The organism is Paenibacillus sp. FSL H8-0122 (genome assembly GCF_038005345.1).
GTDB lineage: Bacteria > Bacillota > Bacilli > Paenibacillales > Paenibacillaceae > Paenibacillus_AQ.
Genome location: NZ_JBBOTB010000001.1, coordinates 1,349,726 through 1,369,533 on the forward strand (window position 1 = coordinate 1,349,726; position 19,808 = coordinate 1,369,533).

The 19,808-nt window shown below is 52.1% G+C and carries 16 protein-coding genes; 9 read left to right on the forward strand and 7 right to left on the reverse strand.

Annotated elements, in window-relative coordinates; all coding sequences use genetic code 11:
• The first annotated feature begins 8 nt into the window (after positions 1–8).
• Positions 9–1,124: a glycosyltransferase gene (locus tag NSS64_RS05900; RefSeq protein WP_341139519.1), complete on the forward strand. Its 1,116-nt coding sequence runs from the start codon at positions 9–11 to the stop codon at positions 1,122–1,124.
• Positions 1,121–3,109: a glycosyltransferase gene (locus tag NSS64_RS05905; RefSeq protein ID WP_341139520.1), complete on the forward strand. Its 1,989-nt coding sequence runs from the start codon at positions 1,121–1,123 to the stop codon at positions 3,107–3,109. Before NSS64_RS05900 ends, NSS64_RS05905 begins: the two co-directional genes overlap by 4 nt.
• 1 nt (position 3,110) lies before the next feature.
• On the opposite strand, the gene NSS64_RS05910 is transcribed toward NSS64_RS05905, so the two are convergent.
• The 3 genes from NSS64_RS05910 to NSS64_RS05920 are packed head-to-tail and all read right to left on the reverse strand — an operon-like array spanning position 3,111 to position 5,539.
• Complete coding sequence (locus NSS64_RS05910; RefSeq protein ID WP_341139521.1) at positions 3,111–3,632, reverse strand: acyltransferase; 522 nt, start codon at positions 3,630–3,632, stop codon at positions 3,111–3,113.
• Positions 3,613–4,536, reverse strand: a complete 924-nt coding sequence (locus NSS64_RS05915; RefSeq protein ID WP_341139522.1) for an NAD-dependent epimerase/dehydratase family protein — start codon at positions 4,534–4,536, stop codon at positions 3,613–3,615. The genes NSS64_RS05910 and NSS64_RS05915 overlap by 20 nt, the downstream gene beginning before the upstream one ends.
• Before the next feature lie 13 nt (positions 4,537–4,549).
• A complete protein-coding gene (locus NSS64_RS05920) occupies positions 4,550–5,539 on the reverse strand; it encodes an NAD-dependent epimerase/dehydratase family protein (protein WP_341139523.1) in 990 nt (329 codons plus the stop codon).
• 96 nt (positions 5,540–5,635) lie between these two features.
• Here NSS64_RS05920 and NSS64_RS05925 point away from each other — a divergent pair, with 96 nt between their 5' ends.
• From NSS64_RS05925 to NSS64_RS05955, 7 genes are all read left to right on the forward strand, one after another.
• Complete coding sequence (locus tag NSS64_RS05925; protein ID WP_445667774.1) at positions 5,636–6,742, forward strand: DegT/DnrJ/EryC1/StrS family aminotransferase; 1,107 nt, start codon at positions 5,636–5,638, stop codon at positions 6,740–6,742.
• An 8-nt stretch (positions 6,743–6,750) separates the two neighbouring features.
• Positions 6,751–7,830 (forward strand): Gfo/Idh/MocA family protein, encoded by a 1,080-nt coding sequence (locus tag NSS64_RS05930; protein ID WP_341139525.1) that lies wholly within the window; start codon positions 6,751–6,753, stop codon positions 7,828–7,830.
• A gap of 25 nt (positions 7,831–7,855) precedes the next feature.
• On the forward strand, positions 7,856–9,136 hold the full coding sequence (locus NSS64_RS05935; RefSeq protein WP_341139526.1) for a glycosyltransferase: 1,281 nt from the start codon (positions 7,856–7,858) through the stop codon (positions 9,134–9,136).
• 23 nt (positions 9,137–9,159) lie between these two features.
• Positions 9,160–9,849, forward strand: coding sequence for an N-acetyltransferase (locus tag NSS64_RS05940; RefSeq protein WP_341139527.1), 690 nt, complete (start codon positions 9,160–9,162; stop codon positions 9,847–9,849).
• A 261-nt stretch (positions 9,850–10,110) separates the two neighbouring features.
• A complete protein-coding gene (gene rfbH, locus NSS64_RS05945; protein ID WP_341139528.1) occupies positions 10,111–11,397 on the forward strand; it encodes a lipopolysaccharide biosynthesis protein RfbH in 1,287 nt (428 codons plus the stop codon).
• 20 nt (positions 11,398–11,417) lie between these two features.
• Entirely contained in the window at positions 11,418–12,539 is a 1,122-nt protein-coding gene (locus NSS64_RS05950; protein ID WP_341139529.1) for a glycosyltransferase, read from the forward strand.
• A 238-nt stretch (positions 12,540–12,777) separates the two neighbouring features.
• The gene (locus tag NSS64_RS05955) at positions 12,778–13,203 is read left to right on the forward strand and encodes a MerR family transcriptional regulator (RefSeq protein ID WP_341139530.1); all 426 of its coding nucleotides are present in this window, start codon (positions 12,778–12,780) and stop codon (positions 13,201–13,203) included.
• Between the two features lie 258 nt (positions 13,204–13,461).
• On the opposite strand, the gene NSS64_RS05960 is transcribed toward NSS64_RS05955, so the two are convergent.
• From NSS64_RS05960 to NSS64_RS05975, 4 genes are all read right to left on the reverse strand, one after another.
• Positions 13,462–13,779 carry a hypothetical protein gene (locus tag NSS64_RS05960; protein ID WP_173140217.1) on the reverse strand — a complete coding sequence of 106 codons (318 nt, stop codon included), beginning with the start codon at positions 13,777–13,779 and terminating at the stop codon, positions 13,462–13,464.
• A gap of 379 nt (positions 13,780–14,158) precedes the next feature.
• On the reverse strand, positions 14,159–15,850 hold the full coding sequence (locus NSS64_RS05965) for a collagen-like triple helix repeat-containing protein (protein WP_341139531.1): 1,692 nt from the start codon (positions 15,848–15,850) through the stop codon (positions 14,159–14,161).
• Between the two features lie 362 nt (positions 15,851–16,212).
• The gene (locus tag NSS64_RS05970; RefSeq protein WP_341139532.1) at positions 16,213–17,310 is read right to left on the reverse strand and encodes a tetratricopeptide repeat-containing glycosyltransferase family 2 protein; all 1,098 of its coding nucleotides are present in this window, start codon (positions 17,308–17,310) and stop codon (positions 16,213–16,215) included.
• A gap of 53 nt (positions 17,311–17,363) precedes the next feature.
• Positions 17,364–19,745 (reverse strand): hypothetical protein, encoded by a 2,382-nt coding sequence (locus tag NSS64_RS05975; protein ID WP_341139533.1) that lies wholly within the window; start codon positions 19,743–19,745, stop codon positions 17,364–17,366.
• Between the last annotated feature and the right edge of the window lie 63 nt (positions 19,746–19,808).

A 19,808-nucleotide genomic window follows, 5' to 3' on the forward strand; every position in this document is an offset into this window, starting at 1 on the left:
GAAATCATATGATTACTATTAGCTTGTGTATGATCGTCAAGAATGAAGAAGCAGTGCTGGCCCGTTGCCTGGACTCCATCCATGATATTGTGGATGAGATTAATATTATAGATACCGGTTCAACAGACAGCACAGTGGAAATTGCCAAGCGTTACACCGACCGCGTCTTCTTCTTTCCCTGGACGGGAAGCTTCGCTGAAGCCCGGACGGAGTCGTTCAAACATGCTACGAAGGAGTATCTGCTGTATCTGGATGCGGATGATGTCATTCTGGACGAAGACCGTGAGAAGCTGCGCAAGCTCAAGGAGACCCTGGACCCTTCGGTAGATTCTGTCTCGATGTTCTATGACGCCGGGACAGACGCGTACGGAAATGTTACGCTGCGGTACCGCCGTAACCGTCTGGTACGCCGGGACCGCAATTTCCAGTGGCAGGGAGAGGCTCATCAGTACCTGAATGTGTTTGGCAAGATCATCAACGAGAATATCTCGGTCACCCATAAGAAGATCAAGCATTCCGTAGGCCGGAACCTGTCCATATACAAGACACGGATTGAACGGGGCGATACCTTCTCTGCCCGGGATTATTTCTATTACGGGAATGAGCTGCGTGAGAATGGCCATCCGGAAGAAGCCATTAAGGCGTATGACAAGAATATAGAAATGAAGGAAGGCTGGGTCGAAGACAAATTCTATGCCTGCATCAATAAGGGGGATTGCTACCGCGCGCTCGGTGACAGCTTCAATGAGCTGGCCGCTCTGCTGCAGTCATTCCAGTTCACGCGTACGCCCCGTCCGGAGGCCTGTAGCCGGATCGGCTATAATTTCCAGAAAAATCTGGAATATAAGCACGCAATATTCTGGTATGACCTGGCCACCAAGCTTCAGCCGGACGACAATCAATGGAGCTTCAGCTATCCTGCATACTCTACGTGGTACCCTCACCTGCAGATGTGCCTCTGCTATTCCAAAATAGGAGAACTTGAAAAAGCTAATGAGCATAACGAGCTGGCCGCGACGTTCCGCCCGAATGATGCTGCGATCCTCCACAACCGCAAATGGTTCGAGGGGAAGGTTAAGCCCAAGGAAGAAAGTAAATCTTCTGCAGAAGATGAAGTTTCATGAAACAGCTCCCCCATATCATAGCGGAAGGCAAAGCGAGGGTCGTATTCTTCGTCAAGCCGGGCTTAGATAACTTCCTTAATCCAATAATCATGGCGCTGTCCGAACACTTTCTGACCAGAAAGGTTATCGTCACGGATCATGAGCAGCTTGGCCCGGAGATGGAGGAGGCTGATATCTGCTGGTTCGAATGGTGCGATGACCTGGTGATGGCCGGGAGCAAGCTTCCGCTTGCCCAGAAGCGAATCCTCATCTGCCGGTTGCACAGCTTCGAAGCATTCTCCAGGAATATATACAGGGTCAACTGGAGTACTGTTGACCGGCTCATCTTTGTTGGAAGCCATATACGCAACCATGTTCTGGGTAGAAGAACCGGTCTGAAGGAAGAGCAGACAATGGTCATTGCAGGCGGCCTGGAGCTGGAGAAGTACAATTTCGCCGAACGGGAGAAGGGCTTCGATATTGCCTATGTAGGCTACATCAATTATAAGAAAGGGCCTATGCTGCTGCTGCATGCTTTCAAGGCGATTCATGACCGGGATTCCCGTTACCAGCTTCACATCGCCGGTGTGCATCAGGAGATCCGTTTTCAGCTCTATTTCAACCAGATGATTGAAGTGCTGGATTTGCAGGACAGTGTACATTTTGACGGCTGGCAAGGGGATCTGGATCACTATCTGGAGGATAAACAGTATGTGCTGGTTACCAGCCCTCTGGAGAGCCAGCATATCTCGGTGATGGAGGCTATGGCTAAGGGAATTAAACCGCTGATTCACAATTTCTATGGTGCTGAAGAGGTGTTTGAGAAGGATTTTATCTGGAACTCCATAGGTGATCTGGTGCAGCTTGTAACGGAGGACAGCTATACCTCCGTCCGTTACCGCTCCTTCATAGAGGAGCGGTATGATTTCCGGCAGCAGACCGGACAGATTAAGAAGCTGCTGGAAGAGCTTCTGGAGGAGTCGGCAGAAGCTGAGCCGGCAGATCTAGCGGCTGTGCCGAAAATTACAGTAGGTATCATCAACTATAATTACAGCCAGTATCTGGATGCATGCCTACAGTCTGTGCTCAGTCAGACCCATCCCAACATTGAAATACTCATTGTAGACGACGGGTCAACGGATAACTCCATGGCGGTAATTGAACGATACGTGAAGCTCTACGATAATATTAAGCTGATTAGCGATGGCGGGCACACCGGACTTCCTGACAGAGCCTTTCAGCAAATATATGAGACCGCAGAAGGGAAGTATACCCTTCTTCTGAGTTCAGATGACTATCTCCCGCATGACAGGGTGCTGGAGAGATACTTGCAAGCTTTTCAGGAGGCAGAAGGACCTGAGATAGATTATGTCTACGGTGATATGGGGCTGGTGGGACCTGCCGGGAACCCGATCGGTCAATGGACTTACCAGGAATATAACGATAAGGATATTATCCGTCTTGTTTTTCAGAGATGGGGATCAGGTGTTGTTCCAATGATTGGCATGTTCAAGACATCCTTTTACCAAGAGAATAACTGGTTCATTGATCCGTTGAAGAAGCTTGCCGGCGATACATTGAACTGTGTAATCAATTGCGAACGCGGCTGGGTCCGCAAGCATGTGAAGGAGCCCCTGCTCAATTACCGTAGACATTCAAGCAGCTTGACCTTTCAAATAGACAATAGGATTCAATCCCTGATTTATATCCTGGATTACATTATCCAACATTTTGATGAGAGGATGTACTTCCCTGCTTTTGAATGGGATCAGTACGGGGAGCAAACCAGACAAACCGTTAAGAATTATGCCATAGGTAATCATTATGCCAAGATGGCGCTGAATTATATGAGTAATTCATTCACCAGGACGTTTAGTGCGGAGCAAAAGAAAGCCTGTATCCAGCCTATTCTCGTCAAAATGAATGAATATTTCGATCTTAGTCTGCAAACCGGAGCCGATTACAGTGCTGATATTGTCAACCGGAGAGCTTCCTTCAGTCCCTAATTCAAATCCGGCTGCGAATAACTTTAGCGGGTATGCCTACTGCAACGCTATAAGGCGGCATGGAACGGGTAACCACCGCACCGGCTCCAACCTTGCTATGGGCACCGATCGTTACTCCGCCAAGAATCGTTGCCCCGATTCCTATATTGCAGTTTTGTTCTATTTTGATAGGAGAATATTTGAGCGGGGCAAATACTGTGGCCTCCTTAGGGTTTCCCCCTTCGATATGGGCAGCCCCATGAATCCGTACCGCAGGACCGATTCCGCTGTATTCGCCAATGTGCAGACCACCTGCTCCGTGGAGGAAGCAATTTGGGCCTATCCAACTGTGCGAGCCAATTCGCAGCTCATGCTTGTAATAGCCCTTCACTATCGTATCGTGTCCAATGTACACATTGTCGCCAAAATGCACGTTCTCCGGGTGGAAGATGCGGACACCGTCTTCCAGAATGACATTGTCTCCGCAACTGCCGAGGCGCTTACGGTCGATCTCGCCGCTGCCCTCACTTTTCCATTGCTTCATCTCTGGCCACTCCTTCGCTTAAAGGTACTGAGGGGTCGAAATAGGTTGTCACTGTACGGCGGATGGCTTCGTTCCAGGGGGTGGATAACAGCCCGCTGTGCATAGACAGCACTTTATCGGCGGAGCCAGTCATTTCCCTGTCCTGCTCATTAGAGTATTCAAGCTTGGGTGTCCGGTTCAGCCCGCTGGATAACTGCTGAACCAGCTCAAGCAAAGTCAGCCTGTGCCGGCCAGCGATATTGTAGATGCCGTGCAGATTATTGCGGATCAGCCAGGCGGATGCTTCAGCAGCATCCGCGATGTAAACGGGATTCAGGGTCAGGCCATGGCTCTCTCCGGCAATCCGAATCGTCTCATTACCCATCAGTTTATGAATCAGCCCTGGAATCAGCCGGGGGATTCCTTGCCCGGCCCCGAAGGGGAAGAAATAACGCAGAATCAGGTGATTGCGGGGCCAGAGGCAAGTCACATTCTCTTCAATGGCTAACTTGTAGACGGAATAGGGATCTTCAGGATGGGGGGGATCACTCTCCCGTCTGCTGCCGGAATATCCGTATACTCCTCCAGTCGAGGCATATACAATATCCGTAATCTGCATTATCCGGCAACGCTCAAGGAACTCTGCTTCGCTGTCGAACAGCTTCTTATAATCTACAGAAATAGAGCCGGGCAGCTGTGCCGCGTAATGGATAAGCAGATTACGGCCGTTGTAGGGAAGGCCCGCAGGCTGCGGCTCCGTAAGATCTAAGTATTTCCAGGAGGCGGAAGCAAGGGCCTGCGGCTTACGCCCTAGCAAGATGACCTGACCGGCCATTCCCGAATCCTTGAGAAGGCTGAATACATGACTCCCGATAAAGCTGGAATAGCCGGTGATGAATATCCGGTCATAGTGTGTAGTGTTCATGGTTTAAGACCCCTTATATAGAATTATTATCCATCTCCTGACGGATATGGGCGGCTGTAAGCTTGATGCCTTCTTCCAGGTCGATCTTGGCCTGGAAGCCAAGCACCTGTCTGGCTTTGTTGAGTTCAGGGATGCGTAGCTCGACATCGACAGTATCCTTCGCCTGGTACTGAATAGGAGACTTAGAGCCCAGCACGCGCACAATAGTGTTGGCAAGGCCATAGATGGTGATAATGGTCGATTCGTTGCCCAGATTGAAGGATTCTCCGACTGCTGCATTTACCGTGAGGCAGCGCATAATGCCTTCAACCATGTCATCGACATAACACCAGGCCCGGATCTGAGTTCCGCTGCCATGCACCTGAATGGTCTGGTTCTGCAGAGCAAGCTCAATCATCGTCTTAATGGCGCCTTCCCCGATTTGTCCGGGACCATAGATATTGAATGGCCGGATAATGACGGTGGGCAAGCCAAACTCCTTATAGTGGGCATAAGTCAGATGCTCTTCGGCAAGCTTGCTTACCGCATAGGTCCATCTTGCTTCGCCTACAGCCCCCAGCACGGTGGCATTGGACTCATTGGCGCGAAAGGCAACCTGCCCGAAGACCTCGCTGGTGCTGAAGCAGATCACGCGCTCGCAGTGATCCAGAGTGGCTGCCGCTTCCAGCAGGTTGGAGGAGCCGATCATATTGACCTTCATCGTCTGCACGGGATTGCGGATTACCGTATCAATCCCTGCAATGCCTGCGGCATGAACGACATGGGTTGCGCCCTGAATAGCAGTCTTCAGCGCTTCCGGATCGAGAATATCACCATGTACGATGTTCAGATTAGGATGGTTGCGGTAGGGTTTGAACTTCAGTGCATCCCTGGAGAAATTGTCATACACCGTCACCTTGTTATGTTCAATAATGGCGCCGATTAATGAGGACCCGATAAATCCGGCCCCTCCGGTAATAAAAATATGCTTTCCGCTGAAATCCGGGAAATCCGCAAGGTTCATAATTTTCAGCCTCCTACATCCATATTTACGCATGAATAACATATGCGCCGGGAGAGGGACGAAGAACCTTGATAAATACTAAGGAGCGTGAATCACTTGATATCACTGATACAGATTGACAGACAATTCCAGTCCATGAAATCCGAAATTCTAAGCGCAGTTGAGACTGTGCTTGACCGCGGACAGTTCATTCTGGGTGAAGAGGTAAGACGTTTCGAGGAAGAGACGGCAGCCTATCTGGGGGTCCCCTATGCCGTCTCCGTCGGCAATGGGACAGATGCATTGGTTATGGCCTTGACGGCACTGGATATCGGTGCGGGAGATGAAGTTATTACTACACCGTTCACTTTCTTCGCTACAGCAGAGGCGATCTCAAGAGTCGGGGCAATGCCGGTCTTCGCGGACATTGATCCAGAGACGTATAATCTGGACCCTGCATCCGTTGAAGCAAGAATTACCCCGCGGACCAAGGCGATTCTTCCGGTGCATATTTTTGGCCAATCCTGCGGTATGCGGGAGTTCACGGCACTGGCTGATCAATACGGTCTGGAGCTGATTGAAGATGCCTGCCAGGCCTTCGGAGCAGAGGAGAACGGGGTTAAGCTCGGAACGATCGGCCGGATCGGCTGCTACTCCTTTTTTCCAACCAAGAATCTGTCAACCATCGGTGACGGCGGAATGCTGGTGACAAGGGATGGGGAACTGGCGGCGCGGCTGCGTAAGCTCCGGCACCATGGCAGTGTGAAGAAATATTATCATGAAGAGATTGGCTTCAACAGCAGGCTGGATGAGATTCATGCCGCTGTACTCCGCAGCGGACTGAAGCACATCGACGGCTGGAATGGAGTACGCCGTGCTCTCGCGAAGGTATACGACAGCTTGAACGGGAAGAGCGGGCTGAGCACTCCGGTGAATCGGCATCAGGGTAATTCCCATGTCTATCATCTATATTGTTTGGAGCATGAGCATAGGGATGACTTCATGGCATACCTGCAGGCGAACAGCATCGCCAGCGGGTCTTACTATCCGCTGCCGCTGCATTTGCAGCAGGTCTACCGGCAGCTTGGCTATAAGCCGGGAGATCTGCCGGTTGCAGAGAGCAAATCCGAGCGGCTCCTCGCGCTTCCGCTTCACCCGTTCCTGTCTGCTGTGGAACAGCAGGAGGTTCTGGAGGTTGCTCTGAACTATTCAGGGAAGGTGTGAATAATCACATGAAGCTTGGCATTGGCATCATCGGCTGCGGTCGGATTACAGAGAAGCACGCCGCAACTCTATCGCGGCTGGGCTCGGCCAGGGTAGTGGCTATCAGTGATATATCGGTAGAGCGAATGGAAATCATCCACCAGCAATTGACTGAGGCGGGCCACACTGCAAGTGAGGTAGCGATGTATCCCGACTACGCGGATTTACTGGTACATCCGGAGGTGAAGGTAATTGTAATTGCCACTTCCAGCGGACATCATGCCGATATGGCAGGGGATGCGCTGATAGCCGGGAAGCATGTCATTATCGAGAAGCCGCTTGCGCTTACACTGGAGGATTCGAGGCTGCTGTCTAAACTGGCCAGTAAGCGTGGCCTGAACTTACTGGTCTGCCATCAGATGCGCTACCGTCTCCCGATGCTGAGAATTAAGAATTACATTGACAGCGGTCTGCTTGGAGAGCTGTATTATGGCGTAGCATCACTCGAAATCAGCCGTTCCCCGGAGTATTTCCGTCAGGCCGCCTGGAGAGGGACCTGGGACCAGGATGGCGGCATGCTGCTGAATCAGGGCATTCATCTCATTGATCTGCTTCTCTGGTTCCTTGGAGATGTGGAGGGAGCTTACGGCGAGCTGCAGAAGGTTCAGGAAGGTAAGGAAATCGAGGATGTCGCACTTGCTGTCTTATCCTTCCGGAATGGAACCAAAGGACTGGTTGAAGCCAATACGATCACAAGACCCGGCAATTTCGGCTACTCCATTCGTCTATTCGCAGAGAAGGGCACGCTGATTATTAGCGGGACCCAACTGGAGCAGATTGAACGGTTTGAGGTCAATGGAGTTCACGTAGAGGAAGAGGAGCTTCGGCAACTGGAGGCGGACAGGGATGAGCAGCTGCGCATGTACGAAGCATATCTGGACAGAATCCAGAACGGGTCTGAAGGAATGGTCGTCGATTCCGTAGAGGCCACCAAAGCGATTGAAGCCATCTTTGCCATCTACCGTTCCGCTCTTGAAGGCCGCAGGGTGGCCCTGCCCCTGGCGGAATTCTCCACAGAGATTATGGGGGCGGGTGGATGGCAGCGGTAATGATGGCGGCAGGCAGAAGGAGGGGATGAAGATCAGTGCGGATATTGAAGCGTTGATTGAAGCTGCTATGAACATGGCGCAGTGGGATGCTGCGGAATCACTACTGGACAGATGGGAGAAGGAGGAAGTTACAACCTCAGTCTACTATAAATATCGTGCAGAACTGTCAGTCCGTAAGGGGAATGTCCCCAATGGATGGCTATGGTTGTGGAGAGGCCTGGAAGATGATCCTGAAGACGAGGTATTGAAGGACTTATACTCACAAGCTGACAGCAAGTTTCCTACTGCTTCAATTCGTGTATTGCAGGGGACTATGGAGATTGCTAACCAGATGAATACCTTAAACCGAGGACTGCAGGCTCAGGGAGTCATGGCACATTCTCTGGATTATTCTTCAACTTATCTGAAATATGGCTCGGACTACAGCTTTCCATTGGTTTCCGAGATGACCAGGCGGGGAATACACGATAAATTACGCAGGTTAACCCTCGCTCTCCTTCCCAAGTATGATCTTTTTCATTTCCATTTTGCCCAGAGTATCGCTCTTGATCATACGGATTACCCTCTGCTGCGGCAAGCAGGTAAATCAATCATTATGCAGCATTGGGGCAGCGATGTCCGGCTGTATTCGGTAGGGAAGAAGACTAATCCTTATGTGCTTGTTACACAGCATGAACGCCCATTGAGACGGCGGCTGTCCCAGCTCTCCCGTCATGTGCAGCATTGCATTGTGGCCGATAAAGAGCTTGAACAATATGTGAAGGACTACTATCCCCAGGTATCGGTTGTTCCGATGATGGTAGATCTGACCCGCTATTCCGTGCAGGAAGAATGGAAGCCGAATGAGAGGCTGCTGATTGTTCATGCACCAACGAATCCGGGACTCAAGGGAACCGAGGTGATTCTGAAGGCCATTGAAGCTCTGAAGGAGCAGTATGATTTTGATTTTCAGCTGGTTCAGGGAATGTCCCACGAGCAGGCTAAGGAAATTTATCAGAAGGCAGATCTGATTATTGATCAACTGCATATCGGTAGTTATGGCCTTCTGGCCGTGGAGAGTATGGCGTTTGGCAAACCGGTTATCTGCTGGATCAGCGATTACATGACGGAGCAGTATCCGGCGGAGCTACCCCTGATCCGTGCCAACCCGGATACGATTCAGAGTGTTCTGGAGAAGTTGCTGCAAGAACGGGATTGTCTGCCGGAGATTGGTATCCGGGGAAGAGCCTATGTGGAGCAGCACCATGATATGGTCAAGAACAGCCGGAGGATACTTGAAATATATCAACGTCTGCAATCAATCTAAACCAGATGTGAGGAGAATGAGCGTTGAGCATTCATGAGAGCGCAAGAATCGGGCAGGATGTGGAGCTTGGAGAGTATGTGGTAGTGGAAGAGGGGGTTGTCATCGGCAACCAGGTGACTATAGGTCACCACTGTGTGATCAAAGCGGGTACACAGATTGGAGATCGAACAGTGATCGGGGATCTGACGATTCTCGGCAAGAAACCCGGTGCGAACCGGAAGATGGCCAGGAAACCTGCCAAAGATCTTCCGGCTTTATTCATTGAAGCTGATGTAATGATCGGCAGTCAGGTTACAGTGTATGCCGGTTCCGTGATCGGCAGCGGTGTTCTGATTGCAGATCATGCCAGTATCCGTGAACAGATTGTCATCGGGAAGGATACGATACTGGGGCGGAATGTTATGGTCGAGCCGAATACCGTAATCGGATCAGAGACGACGATTCAGACCGGCTCGTACATCACGGCGGATACGGTGATTGAGGATCAGGTCTTCATCGGACCCTGCTGCTCCATGTCCAATGATAAGTACATGGCCAGCGGCAAAGGACATCACAGCGGACCGCGAATCCGCAGGGGGGCCCGGATAGGTAATAATGCGTCCCTGCTTCCTATAGAAATCGGCAGTCAGGCGGTTGTAGGGGCTGGAGCGGTTGTCACCAAGGATGTTCTGCCCGGAGCTACCGTTGTCGGCAATCCTGCCCGGCAGCGTTAAGATTATTCCTGCCTTCAGCAGCGGACTCAAGGGACCTGGTTGTGCATTTATTCTCAGCATTACCGGGTTCTTTATGGGTTCCGTAACTCCGTGGACATCCTTCAATCCACTACATCCGTAATTGCGTTACATAATGGACAAGCCTTTGCTCATTTCCTTAGGATAAATCATTTCTATGTTACCGTTAGCCGCATATATTATCCCAAGGCCACAATATCCGTGAGAACCGGGAATGAATGAAACAGCAAAGGAGAGGATGGCTTGAACTCAATCCGCAGAGATCAAATAATGGAATTGTCTGCACTATATTACAGGGAGCAACGACCCGAGCATTCATTCAGACCGGGAGTTGACATGATTACTGCGAGCGGAAAAGTGTTTGACGAGCAGGAGCTTGTCAGTCTAATGAATGCGTCGCTCGATTATTGTCTGTCTGAAGGAGACCAGGCGGCACGGTTCGAGAGACAGCTGGCCATGACAGTGGGAGTCCGGTACTCCCTCCTGCTTAACTCTGGAACGAGTGCCAATCTGCTGGCGCTCTCTGCGCTCACCTCTCCGTATCTGGGAGCAAGGGCCTTACATCCGGGTGATGAGATAATTACGACTTCCAATAAATTTCCAAGTACAGTTATTCCTATTTTGCAGCACGGACTGATTCCGGTTTTTGTGGATGTGGCGCTTCCCACCTACAGTATGGAGACGGAGCTGCTGGATCAGGCGGTCACCGCCAAGACCAAAGCTATTATGGTTGCCCATACGCTGGGCAACCCCTTTGATATTGCCTATGTGAAAGAATTTGCCGACAGGCACAGGCTCTGGCTGATTGAGGATGCCGGCGATGCTCTGGGGTCAATGTACCAGGGGCAGCCGGCAGGGTCATTCGGAGATCTGGCAACCGTCAGCTTCTTTCCGGGACAACAGATCACAATGGGAGAGGGGGGGGCGGTGCTGACCTCAAGCTCCCTTCTGAAGCAGATTGTGGAATCCCTGCGCGACTTGGGCAAGGCCTCTCCTCACGCCTATAAGAATGCAGGGGCCGGGATACGGGAGACTCCCGGGAGAGGTTATACCGAGGGCAACGCCTTAAGTCCCGCGGGCTTCCATCTGCACGCGGCTGACCTCCAGGCGGGCATCGGTCTCACGCAGCTTCGCAAGCTTGCCGAATTCACCCGCAAGCGCAGAGAGCATTATATGTTTCTATATCACGCTCTGGAGCCTTTGCAATATGCGCTGTACCTGCCGGAGGAGACGCCAGGCAGCGAGCCGAGCTGGCTCGGCTTCCCGCTTACCGTAAAGGAGCATTCTCCAATCGGACGCAATGAGCTGATTCAGAGTCTCGAAGAGCACCGTATTGGCACGCGCCTGCTGTTCCCCGGTCCTTCGATTAGCCAGCTCGATTACAGGGCCGATTCCTACAGGCTCGCTGGACCGCTGACGAACACGGATACAGTCAGGAACCGTTCCTTCTGGATCGGTTTGCATCCCGGCCTTACGGAAGAGATGCTGTCCTATTCTGCGGGTGTGATCCATAAGCTGTTCACCATGTAAGCTATTAGCGGAGGGAGTCTATGAAATTGAACGCTGAGAAGAAGCTGTCTCTGTGCATGATTGTACACAATGAGGAACGATGGCTAGATAACTGCCTCCGCAGCATCCGGGAGGCTGTTGATGAGATCATAATTGTGGATACCGGCTCAACGGACCGGACCCGGAAGATTGCGGAAGACTTTGGTGCGGCGGTATATGACTATCCATGGCAGGATAATTTCTCTGAAGCACGCAACTATAGCCTGGAGCAGGCAACCGGGGATTGGGTGCTCTGGCTGGATGCCGATGAAGAAGTCCGGAGCGGTGACGCCATGAACGTCAGGCAAGTGCTGCAGACGGATGCTGAGACCATCCTGCTGGCCGGCATCCATCTGTTCAGCTATTATGGCGAGAATCCGCCGGACCGGCAGCGCGCGCACGGAATGAATCAGGTACGAATGTTCCGCAGGGAGAGCGGCTTTCGCTTCCGGGGCAGTGTACATGAACAGCTTCATCTGCCTGGCCGGGATATTGGGCAGTCCATGATTATCCAGCTGCCGGTAACCGTATATCATTATGGTTATCTGGATGAAACCGTAAGTCAGCGGGACAAAGACAAGCGAAATATGCTGATTCTGCAGCAAGAGAAGAATCAGGGTTCTCCCGATCCGTGGATTGATTATCATATGGCAAGTGTTCTGTACCGGAGAGAAGCCTTCGACGAAGCTTATCATTATGTGAATTCGTCCATTAGCCAATTCGTGCAACAGGGGTATCTGCCACCTTCTCTGCTATACAAATTAAAATATTCGATTCTTCTGGTGACCTCCCCAACTCCGGAATCCGTGTCAGGAATTGATCTGGCAATTCAGCTGTATCCTGACTATGTTGACCTTTATTACACCAAGGGACTGATGCTGTTCGAAATGGGATTATTCCGGGAGGCGGGGGAAGTGTTCCAGGAGTGCATTGCCCTCGGGGAGGACTGCAATGAGCATCTGACCACCAAGGGGGCTGGCAGCTTCCTGGCTTGTTATTATCTTGCACGTTGCTATCTGTCCAGCGGCAATCACAAACTGGCGCAGACTGTGCTACAGGAGGCGCTAATTCTTAACCCGGATTACCCTGAAGCCGGTAAGTTGCTTAAGGACATGAACCCTTGAATCATAGGCAGTGATTCGAATCAAAGAAACGCCTGCAGGGCAGCTGAAGTTCAGTTGCCCTGCAGGCGTTTCTTGTGCATTGTGTCTAAATTCATGAATGCTCGTCCCTAAATTGGAATAATACGGATTATTTTTGCTTTTTCCTCATGAATTGCGAACTTCGTGGATAGATTTTAGAATAGCATATATTTCAGGCTATATTCATCCCGGATAATGCGATAACGAAAGGAGAAGGTTGATGAGTAGAGCATACAGCCAATTGGAACTGATTCAGATGTTGAGACTGCCGCCGACCACTGTCAAGCGCTGGCTGACCTACTATTCCCTCTTTATGCCTATTGTGAAGAAGGGGGATAGCGTGATGTACAGATATGAGGCGCTGAACTTGCTGAAACGGATTGAGACGCTAAGGAAAGAACGTTACCATCTGGGAACGATCGTACGGATTCTGATTGAAGAGGGGTTTCCGTTATACCATGAGAACGATTCTGAAGCTGGCAGGTTGTATCCCAATCCGGGTGGTTCCGGTGAATCCAGCGGTAATCCGGCATCCGTAATCTCTCTACGCAATGAGGGCTTCAAACGTGATCTGGTTGGCTCTTTGGAGAAGCTGTCTTTGCAGATTAAGGAGCTTGCCGAGCTGCTTGAGAAGTATGAGGAATGATTCCTGCAATGACGCTATCCACGAAAATATGAGGGCAAGCCACCTGCGGTGCCGTATGGATACCCGCTATCGAATGCCTCAGCAACTGGAGCCTGTGCTCACTGTCGCCGGAGGCAAGAGTATATCTGACAGCACCGGGAGCCTAGGGAAGTGCTTGGCGAGTTCCTCAGCGTCACAGCTATGTAACGGGTCTGGCTAAGCCAACACTGCTGCAAGGCCTGTTCCAGGCGGGTGACTGATTCCAGGCAATGACTTCGTTTATTCTTCTTCCTGCTCATCAGGCGGGCCCTCATTCTTGGCGGCAAGATCAATCACATCCTCCAGCTTGAACTGCAGCATCATTTGATTCTTAAGAATGGTGCGAAGCATGCGTTCCACGCTGCGGTTCACCTGGAGGATCTCATCCAGAGAGATGCTATCGAATTTCAGCATCCGCTGGATCTTCTCGCCTTCGGCATTCATGATATGAGAAAGACCGATTTCCTCCAGCGCAATCGAAGACAGCAGCATATTAATGACTTCGCTTCGCGTCAGGGTAATCAAGGGCGTGATGTCAGGAATATTGGGCATTGACACGATCTATATCCTCCTCTAATGGTCAATTCACATACCGGGAATAAGGCATTGCAGATATATCCTAATGAATAGATCTCATGCAAGTTAGCCGCTGAGTCCATAATTGCGCCCTTCCATAACTATATGTATGGCCGTTGTCTCCAAAATATTAGGCATTAGTAATATTTGTGATGAGAATTATCTGGAAAAGCAGACTTTACGGTTATGGACCGAGGAATGGCATCCCTACAGCCATGGCAATCGCGGATTCTGCAGATGTGCCGGACTTAGCAGGCGGATCGGACTTCCAAGCAGAAATGAAAAAGCAGCCTCTGTAAAAAAGGCTGCTTCCTAATTTTCCATCCGGATCGAAATCCAGTTATTCCACATACAGGTGCGGTTAATCCGATATTTTCATAATGGACATTTGGGCTGCCAGTCGGCCAGCTACTGCAGTTAAAGCTGCGCTGTCACCATCGTTAAATAAATTAATATCGTTGCTGGCGCCCGTTACGCCTACAATTAGATCGGCTCCTATAGAAAAAGTACCCGGAGCATCAGGCGCAACGCTAGTTGCTGCTCTGCCACCCTCAATTAGGTTCACGCCTTTGCGCAAGGCAAAGGAAAAAACGGTACCTCCAGCGACAAGACCTCCGCTTATATTCCAAGAAATCCAATAGTATCCTCTTAGCAGAGTAACTGAAGTTTGTGTTGTAAGTACAATATCAGGAGCGCCGTTATCGACAAGCGTCTGATTAAATACAACTTCAGTGTTGGCAACAAACGTGGTGGAAAGATTATTTCCAATAAACAGGTGGCGGGCTGTACTTGGAGAGCCGGTGGGTCCAGTCGGTCCGGTATTACCCCTGACGCCAGTCGGTCCGGTATGTCCAGTAGCGCCGGTGGGTCCAGTAACGCCAGTAGCGCCGGTGGGTCCAGTAACGCCGGTAGCGCCCGTGGCTCCGGTAACGCCCGTGGCTCCAGTAGGTCCGGTAGCGCCAGTAACGCCGGTGGCTCCGGTAGGTCCGGTAGCACCAGTAACGCCGGTGGCTCCGGTAGGTCCGGTAGCGCCGGTGGCTCCAGTAGCGCCGGTAGCGCCGGTGGCCCCGGTGGCTCCCGTAGCCCCTGTGGCTCCAGTAGCGCCGGTAACACCAGTAGCTCCTGATCCTGGACCGGCTGGCCCCGTCGCTCCCCGAGGCCCTGTCGCGCCAGCAGGTCCCGTAGCCCCTGCCCCTGGCCCAGTCGGCCCCGTCGCTCCCCGAGGCCCTGTCGCGCCAGCAGGTCCCGTAGCCCCTGCCCCTGGCCCAGTCGGCCCCGTCGCTCCCCGAGGCCCTGTCGCGCCAGCAGGTCCCGTAGCCCCTGCCCCTGGCCCAGTCGGCCCCGTCGCTCCACGAGGCCCTGTCGCGCCAGCAGGTCCCGTAGCCCCTGCCCCTGGCCCGGTTGGGCCCGTCGCTCCACGAGGCCCTGTCGCGCCAGCAGGTCCCGTAGTCCCTGCCCCTGGCCCGGTTGGGCCCGTCACTCCACGAGGCCCCGTCGCGCCAGCAGGTCCCGTAGTCCCTGCCCCTGGCCCGGTTGGGCCCGTCACTCCACGAGGCCCCGTCGCGCCAGCAGGTCCCGTAGTCCCTGCCCCTGGCCCGGTCGGACCTGTTGCTCCACGAGGCCCAGTAGCCCCTTGGGGACCCGTCGCTCCTGCGCCAGTAGGTCCAGTTGGTCCTGCCCCGCCGCCGTTATGTTCTCCAAGCAGTTCTTCAGACACCAAGCGGTGTGCCGTTACCAGCTGACCTGTACTGCTCTTACCCCATACCGAGACTTGAACCGGATCACTGTCTTCGGACGTAGCCGGTGTAACAAAGGTAAATTCAAAACCATTAAAATCAGCGTAATAATTCTTCGTGATCACTTGATTGGCTGAAATATGATGTAATTCGCTTACATACAAGACTCTTGTTCCGGCATTTAAATAATATCCCTGAATCGATACTGTGGAAGCCATGTCCACGCTGCGGTTATCGATTTTAATGGTAACCTGCTGGGTAGGCCTCACTCCGCTAACCGGATTATTCTCGATCGGTCCTGTTGATAAAAAGGCCATTACTTTATCACTTCCTGTCGGTAGATTTGGATTTCGTTCCAGTCAGCAACATACTAAATGATTAGTATAGTAATATTCAGGCTTAGCGGTTTGGTGTGGACTCAGGGGGGGAATCCGCTATAATGGGGCAAATGAACCATAGATAAAGACAGTTCCAGGAGGCATCAAGCTTCCGGAGCTGCCTTTTTCTATTGAATAGCGGCAGGAGGGTCGCTTAAACCAGGCAATGAGCCTAGAACGAGCTGAGTTTCTCAGCCTAGTCTTAACCTTAACCTATCGTAATTTACTTTGAAGATAGTACTAAAATAAGGAAGCTGACTAAAGTACGGTCGGCTTCCTTTCATTATAAAATTGCCTCAAAGTTACCCTGTATTCCCGGAAGAGCTCTTACTAAGTTTATAAGTTTTTTTTGTGATCCCCATTTTGTAAAATCCGGCCCATTGTCTGTGCGTATCGGCTTGCTTGGCATCGCCAAGCATCTCATAGCACATAGCCAACTGTTCATGTGGAAGCCAGGTCTGAAAGGCTGTATCCACGACAGAAGCATTGTAACGCTCCTTCATCGGATGAAGATAGGCCGTACTGTACCAATGAATGGCGGCTTCAATATGGCCTTGCTTAAGGAAGTGTTCCCCCATCCGGCAACTGAAGGCAGGGTAGGGGACATCCTTGGCCAGCGCTTTTAGCGTCAGCTCCAGCTCCTTATGCGGTTGGCCCGCCTGGACATAACAAGTCGCAAGCTTATGCATCGCAAAGATCTGATTCTCCAGCGAGACATCCGGGTGGTCCGCACATAACTCATAGGATTCGATCGCCTGGTCATACAAATGGTGCTGCTGGCACTCTCTGGCATAGTGAAATTGATCCGAGACCGTAAGCTTATAGCCCCTGGCCAGATGGCGTTCATAGATATCCAGATTGCGGCGTGATGGACTTGCTGCTGTCCCGCTGGTTGATTTCGTGTGTGTCACCTTAATGTCGGAGGACAGATACTGGTAAGGCTGGCCAGTTGCAAGATCCTCGTGAACCACGCCTTGCCAGCGGAAGCCTTTATCGCGCTTCACCAGTCGTATACGAACCGTGTAGCTCACCACTCCGCGGTCTATCTGCTGCGGGATTTCATAGGGCATGCTCACGGCATCCACATTATCAGCTAACGTCTCCTTTAATTGCAGCAGCTTCGACCGCTGCTCAGGCAACAGGATATCATCCGCATCCAACCAGAGAATGTATTGCTTCGTGGCGTATTGGAAGGAGGCGTTGCGCGCCGCTGAGAAATCATCCGTCCAAGAGAAGTCATATACCTGATCCGTCCATTCCTTGGCGATTTCCCTGGTCTGATCTGTCGAGCCTGTATCGACGATGATAATCTCATCAGGGATTCCCTTGACGGATGCCAGGCAGTTGTTAAGGGTGTGCGCCTCGTTCTTGACAATCATGCACAAGCTAATGGATATCATCCTGGCCTCCTAGTGAGGAGTATGTGTTCCTCAAGTAATTCCTTTTCCAACATTTAATTCACAAAAGGATCTATGGCAGTCCAAAGCGGGGTTTGCGACACTAAGATTGTAGAAACTATAGTATTCGTTTTTTGATCGATAACTGCCAAATAATTTCTCTGACCTACTGCGGCATATACGGAATTCGCTGGATACTTTGCAACAAGGGTCGTATAAGGGTTAACGGCAGGTAGTTCATTTGAGTTGCCGCCTGTACTAATCGTTGCGACCACAGTTCTGCTATCTCCATCAATTACATAGACTGCCGCGCCAGTGGCGTACAACTGATTAGTGACCAGATTTGCAGATATATTACTAATACTACCAGCAATTACGATGTTGGTCTCAATCGTACTTGTTGTGAGATCATACGAATTGATAAAATTAGCGCCGTAATAAGTTATCCATAGTCTATTTCTGAAAGGGTCTACCACGAGGCCATGAGGGTTGTTACCTGTCAGTGCAATGGTTTGAACAATGGCACTGGTGCTGGCATCGTAAACAGTAATCCCAGGTACTGCAGATTGTAAAGTGTACACCCTATTAGTGAAGGGATTAACTTCAGCCTGGATTGGTTGTACAGCAGTTGCACTAACCGTAATTGTGCTGATTGCACCCGTATCTACATCAATAGCCCAAATATTATTGCTGGTATTGGTATTATTTGTAACATAAAGCGTATTGGTAATCGTGTTAATCGACATACCGCGTGGTTGGGCGCCTACCACATACACCGTTTCTATCTGATCTGTCAGTTCATCCACTTTGACGACGCTGAATCCATCCGAGTAGAAAAGCTTGTGACGAAGTGTATCAATTGCTGCACCATAACCTGTTTTTAAACCCGTACCTGGCTGGTTAAGAGGCCAGGTAGCGATCACTTGATTGGTAAGTGCGTTAATGGAGTATACGACCTGCCCAGTGTTGGTGGCAGTATATAATTTGGGGAATTGCATCGTACCAGCCGGTCCGGTAGCACCCGTGGCACCCGTGGCACCCGTGGCACCCGTGGCGCCAGTGGCTCCGGTAGCGCCAGTAGCACCGGTAGGTCCGGTGGGTCCAGTAGGTCCAGTAGGGCCGGTGGGTCCAGTAGGGCCAGTGGGTCCAGTAGGGCCGGTGGGTCCAGTAGGGCCGGTGGGTCCAGTAGGGCCGGTGGGTCCAGTAGGTCCGGTGGGTCCAGTAGGTCCGGTGGGTCCACTAGGGCCAGTGGGTCCAGTAGGGCCGGTAGCTCCAGTAGGGCCGGTGGCTCCAGTAGGGCCGGTGGGTCCAGTAGGGCCGGTGGGTCCAGTAGGTCCGGTGGGTCCAGTAGGGCCAGTGGGTCCAGTAGCGCCGGTAGCGCCAGTAGCACCAGTGGCGCCCGTCGCCCCGGTAGCTCCAGTAGCGCCAGTGGCCCCGGTAGCGCCAGTGGCCCCGGTAGCGCCAGTGGCGCCAGTGGCCCCGGTGGCTCCGGTAGCACCAGTGGCGCCCGTCGCCCCGGTAGCGCCAGTAGCGCCAGTGGCCCCGGTAGCACCAGTAGCACCAGTAGCTCCCGTAGCTCCCGTGGCCCCGGTAGCGCCGGTGGCTCCCGTGGCCCCGGTAGCGCCAGTGGCCCCAGTAGCACCAGTGGCTCCCGTGGCCCCTGTAGCGCCAGTGGCCCCCATAGCGCCGGTAGCGCCAGTAGCACCCGTGGCGCCACTAACTCCAGAAGGTCCGGTAACGCCTGCTCCGGTCGGCCCTGTAGCGCCAGTCGCCCCCTGTTGTCCAATTTCGATCCACGGGCCCCAGTGGTCCCCGTTATCCTGACTGCTGCGGTAGAAGAGGACAGGGTTCGAGATATAGATCTGCTGAACGAAGTTACCTACCTGTGAGACATACAAGGTCCAGACCGGCGGATGTGCTACTCCCGTGGGACCATGCCCAGGTACCGGACCAGTTGGACTATTGGAGCTATAGACACCAGCATCTACGAAGGTGTTAAGATCAGAACCGGAAGGCTCCACATTTTCGGGAAATGCGCCTACATCTGCAGCATCCAATACGACAACACCGGCCTGTCCGTTGACTGTAGTGACGGCGCCTGCGGCGCCGGTGGGTCCGACAGGTCCGGTGGGCCCCTGCAAGGTGGGAACGTTGGCGGCGGTCTTGAGCTTGGAATCGAGCATCATTTCCTGTCGGAAGATGGTGTCGAGCATGGCTTGGGTGCTGCTATTGACCTCCAGTACCTGTGCCAGTGTGGCAGGGGGACCGCTGATCCCCGGCAGTGTGCCGAGGGCAAACTGAATTTTCTCCCCTTCGGCATTAATGATATGGGCAAGTCCCAGCTCCTCCATGGCAATGGAAGAGAACAGCAGATTGACAACATCATCCCTCGATAAGGCAATCGTAGGAGTGATGTTTGGAATATTGGGATTGGACAAGATGTAACCTCCTTAGATTGGATTAATCTACAATATTCTAAGAACCGCTTAGGAGATCCGGAT

Coding starts and splice junctions, on each gene's coding strand:
- NSS64_RS05900 (WP_341139519.1), top strand. CDS start 9: ATGATTACTATTAGCTTGTGTATGATCGTCAAGAATGAAGAAGCAGTG.
- NSS64_RS05905 (WP_341139520.1), top strand. CDS start 1,121: ATGAAACAGCTCCCCCATATCATAGCGGAAGGCAAAGCGAGGGTCGTA.
- NSS64_RS05910 (WP_341139521.1), bottom strand. CDS start 3,632: ATGAAGCAATGGAAAAGTGAGGGCAGCGGCGAGATCGACCGTAAGCGC.
- NSS64_RS05915 (WP_341139522.1), bottom strand. CDS start 4,536: ATGAACACTACACACTATGACCGGATATTCATCACCGGCTATTCCAGC.
- NSS64_RS05920 (WP_341139523.1), bottom strand. CDS start 5,539: ATGAACCTTGCGGATTTCCCGGATTTCAGCGGAAAGCATATTTTTATT.
- NSS64_RS05930 (WP_341139525.1), top strand. CDS start 6,751: ATGAAGCTTGGCATTGGCATCATCGGCTGCGGTCGGATTACAGAGAAG.
- NSS64_RS05935 (WP_341139526.1), top strand. CDS start 7,856: ATGAAGATCAGTGCGGATATTGAAGCGTTGATTGAAGCTGCTATGAAC.
- NSS64_RS05950 (WP_341139529.1), top strand. CDS start 11,418: ATGAAATTGAACGCTGAGAAGAAGCTGTCTCTGTGCATGATTGTACAC.
- NSS64_RS05955 (WP_341139530.1), top strand. CDS start 12,778: ATGAGTAGAGCATACAGCCAATTGGAACTGATTCAGATGTTGAGACTG.
- NSS64_RS05965 (WP_341139531.1), bottom strand. CDS start 15,850: ATGGCCTTTTTATCAACAGGACCGATCGAGAATAATCCGGTTAGCGGA.
- NSS64_RS05970 (WP_341139532.1), bottom strand. CDS start 17,310: ATGATATCCATTAGCTTGTGCATGATTGTCAAGAACGAGGCGCACACC.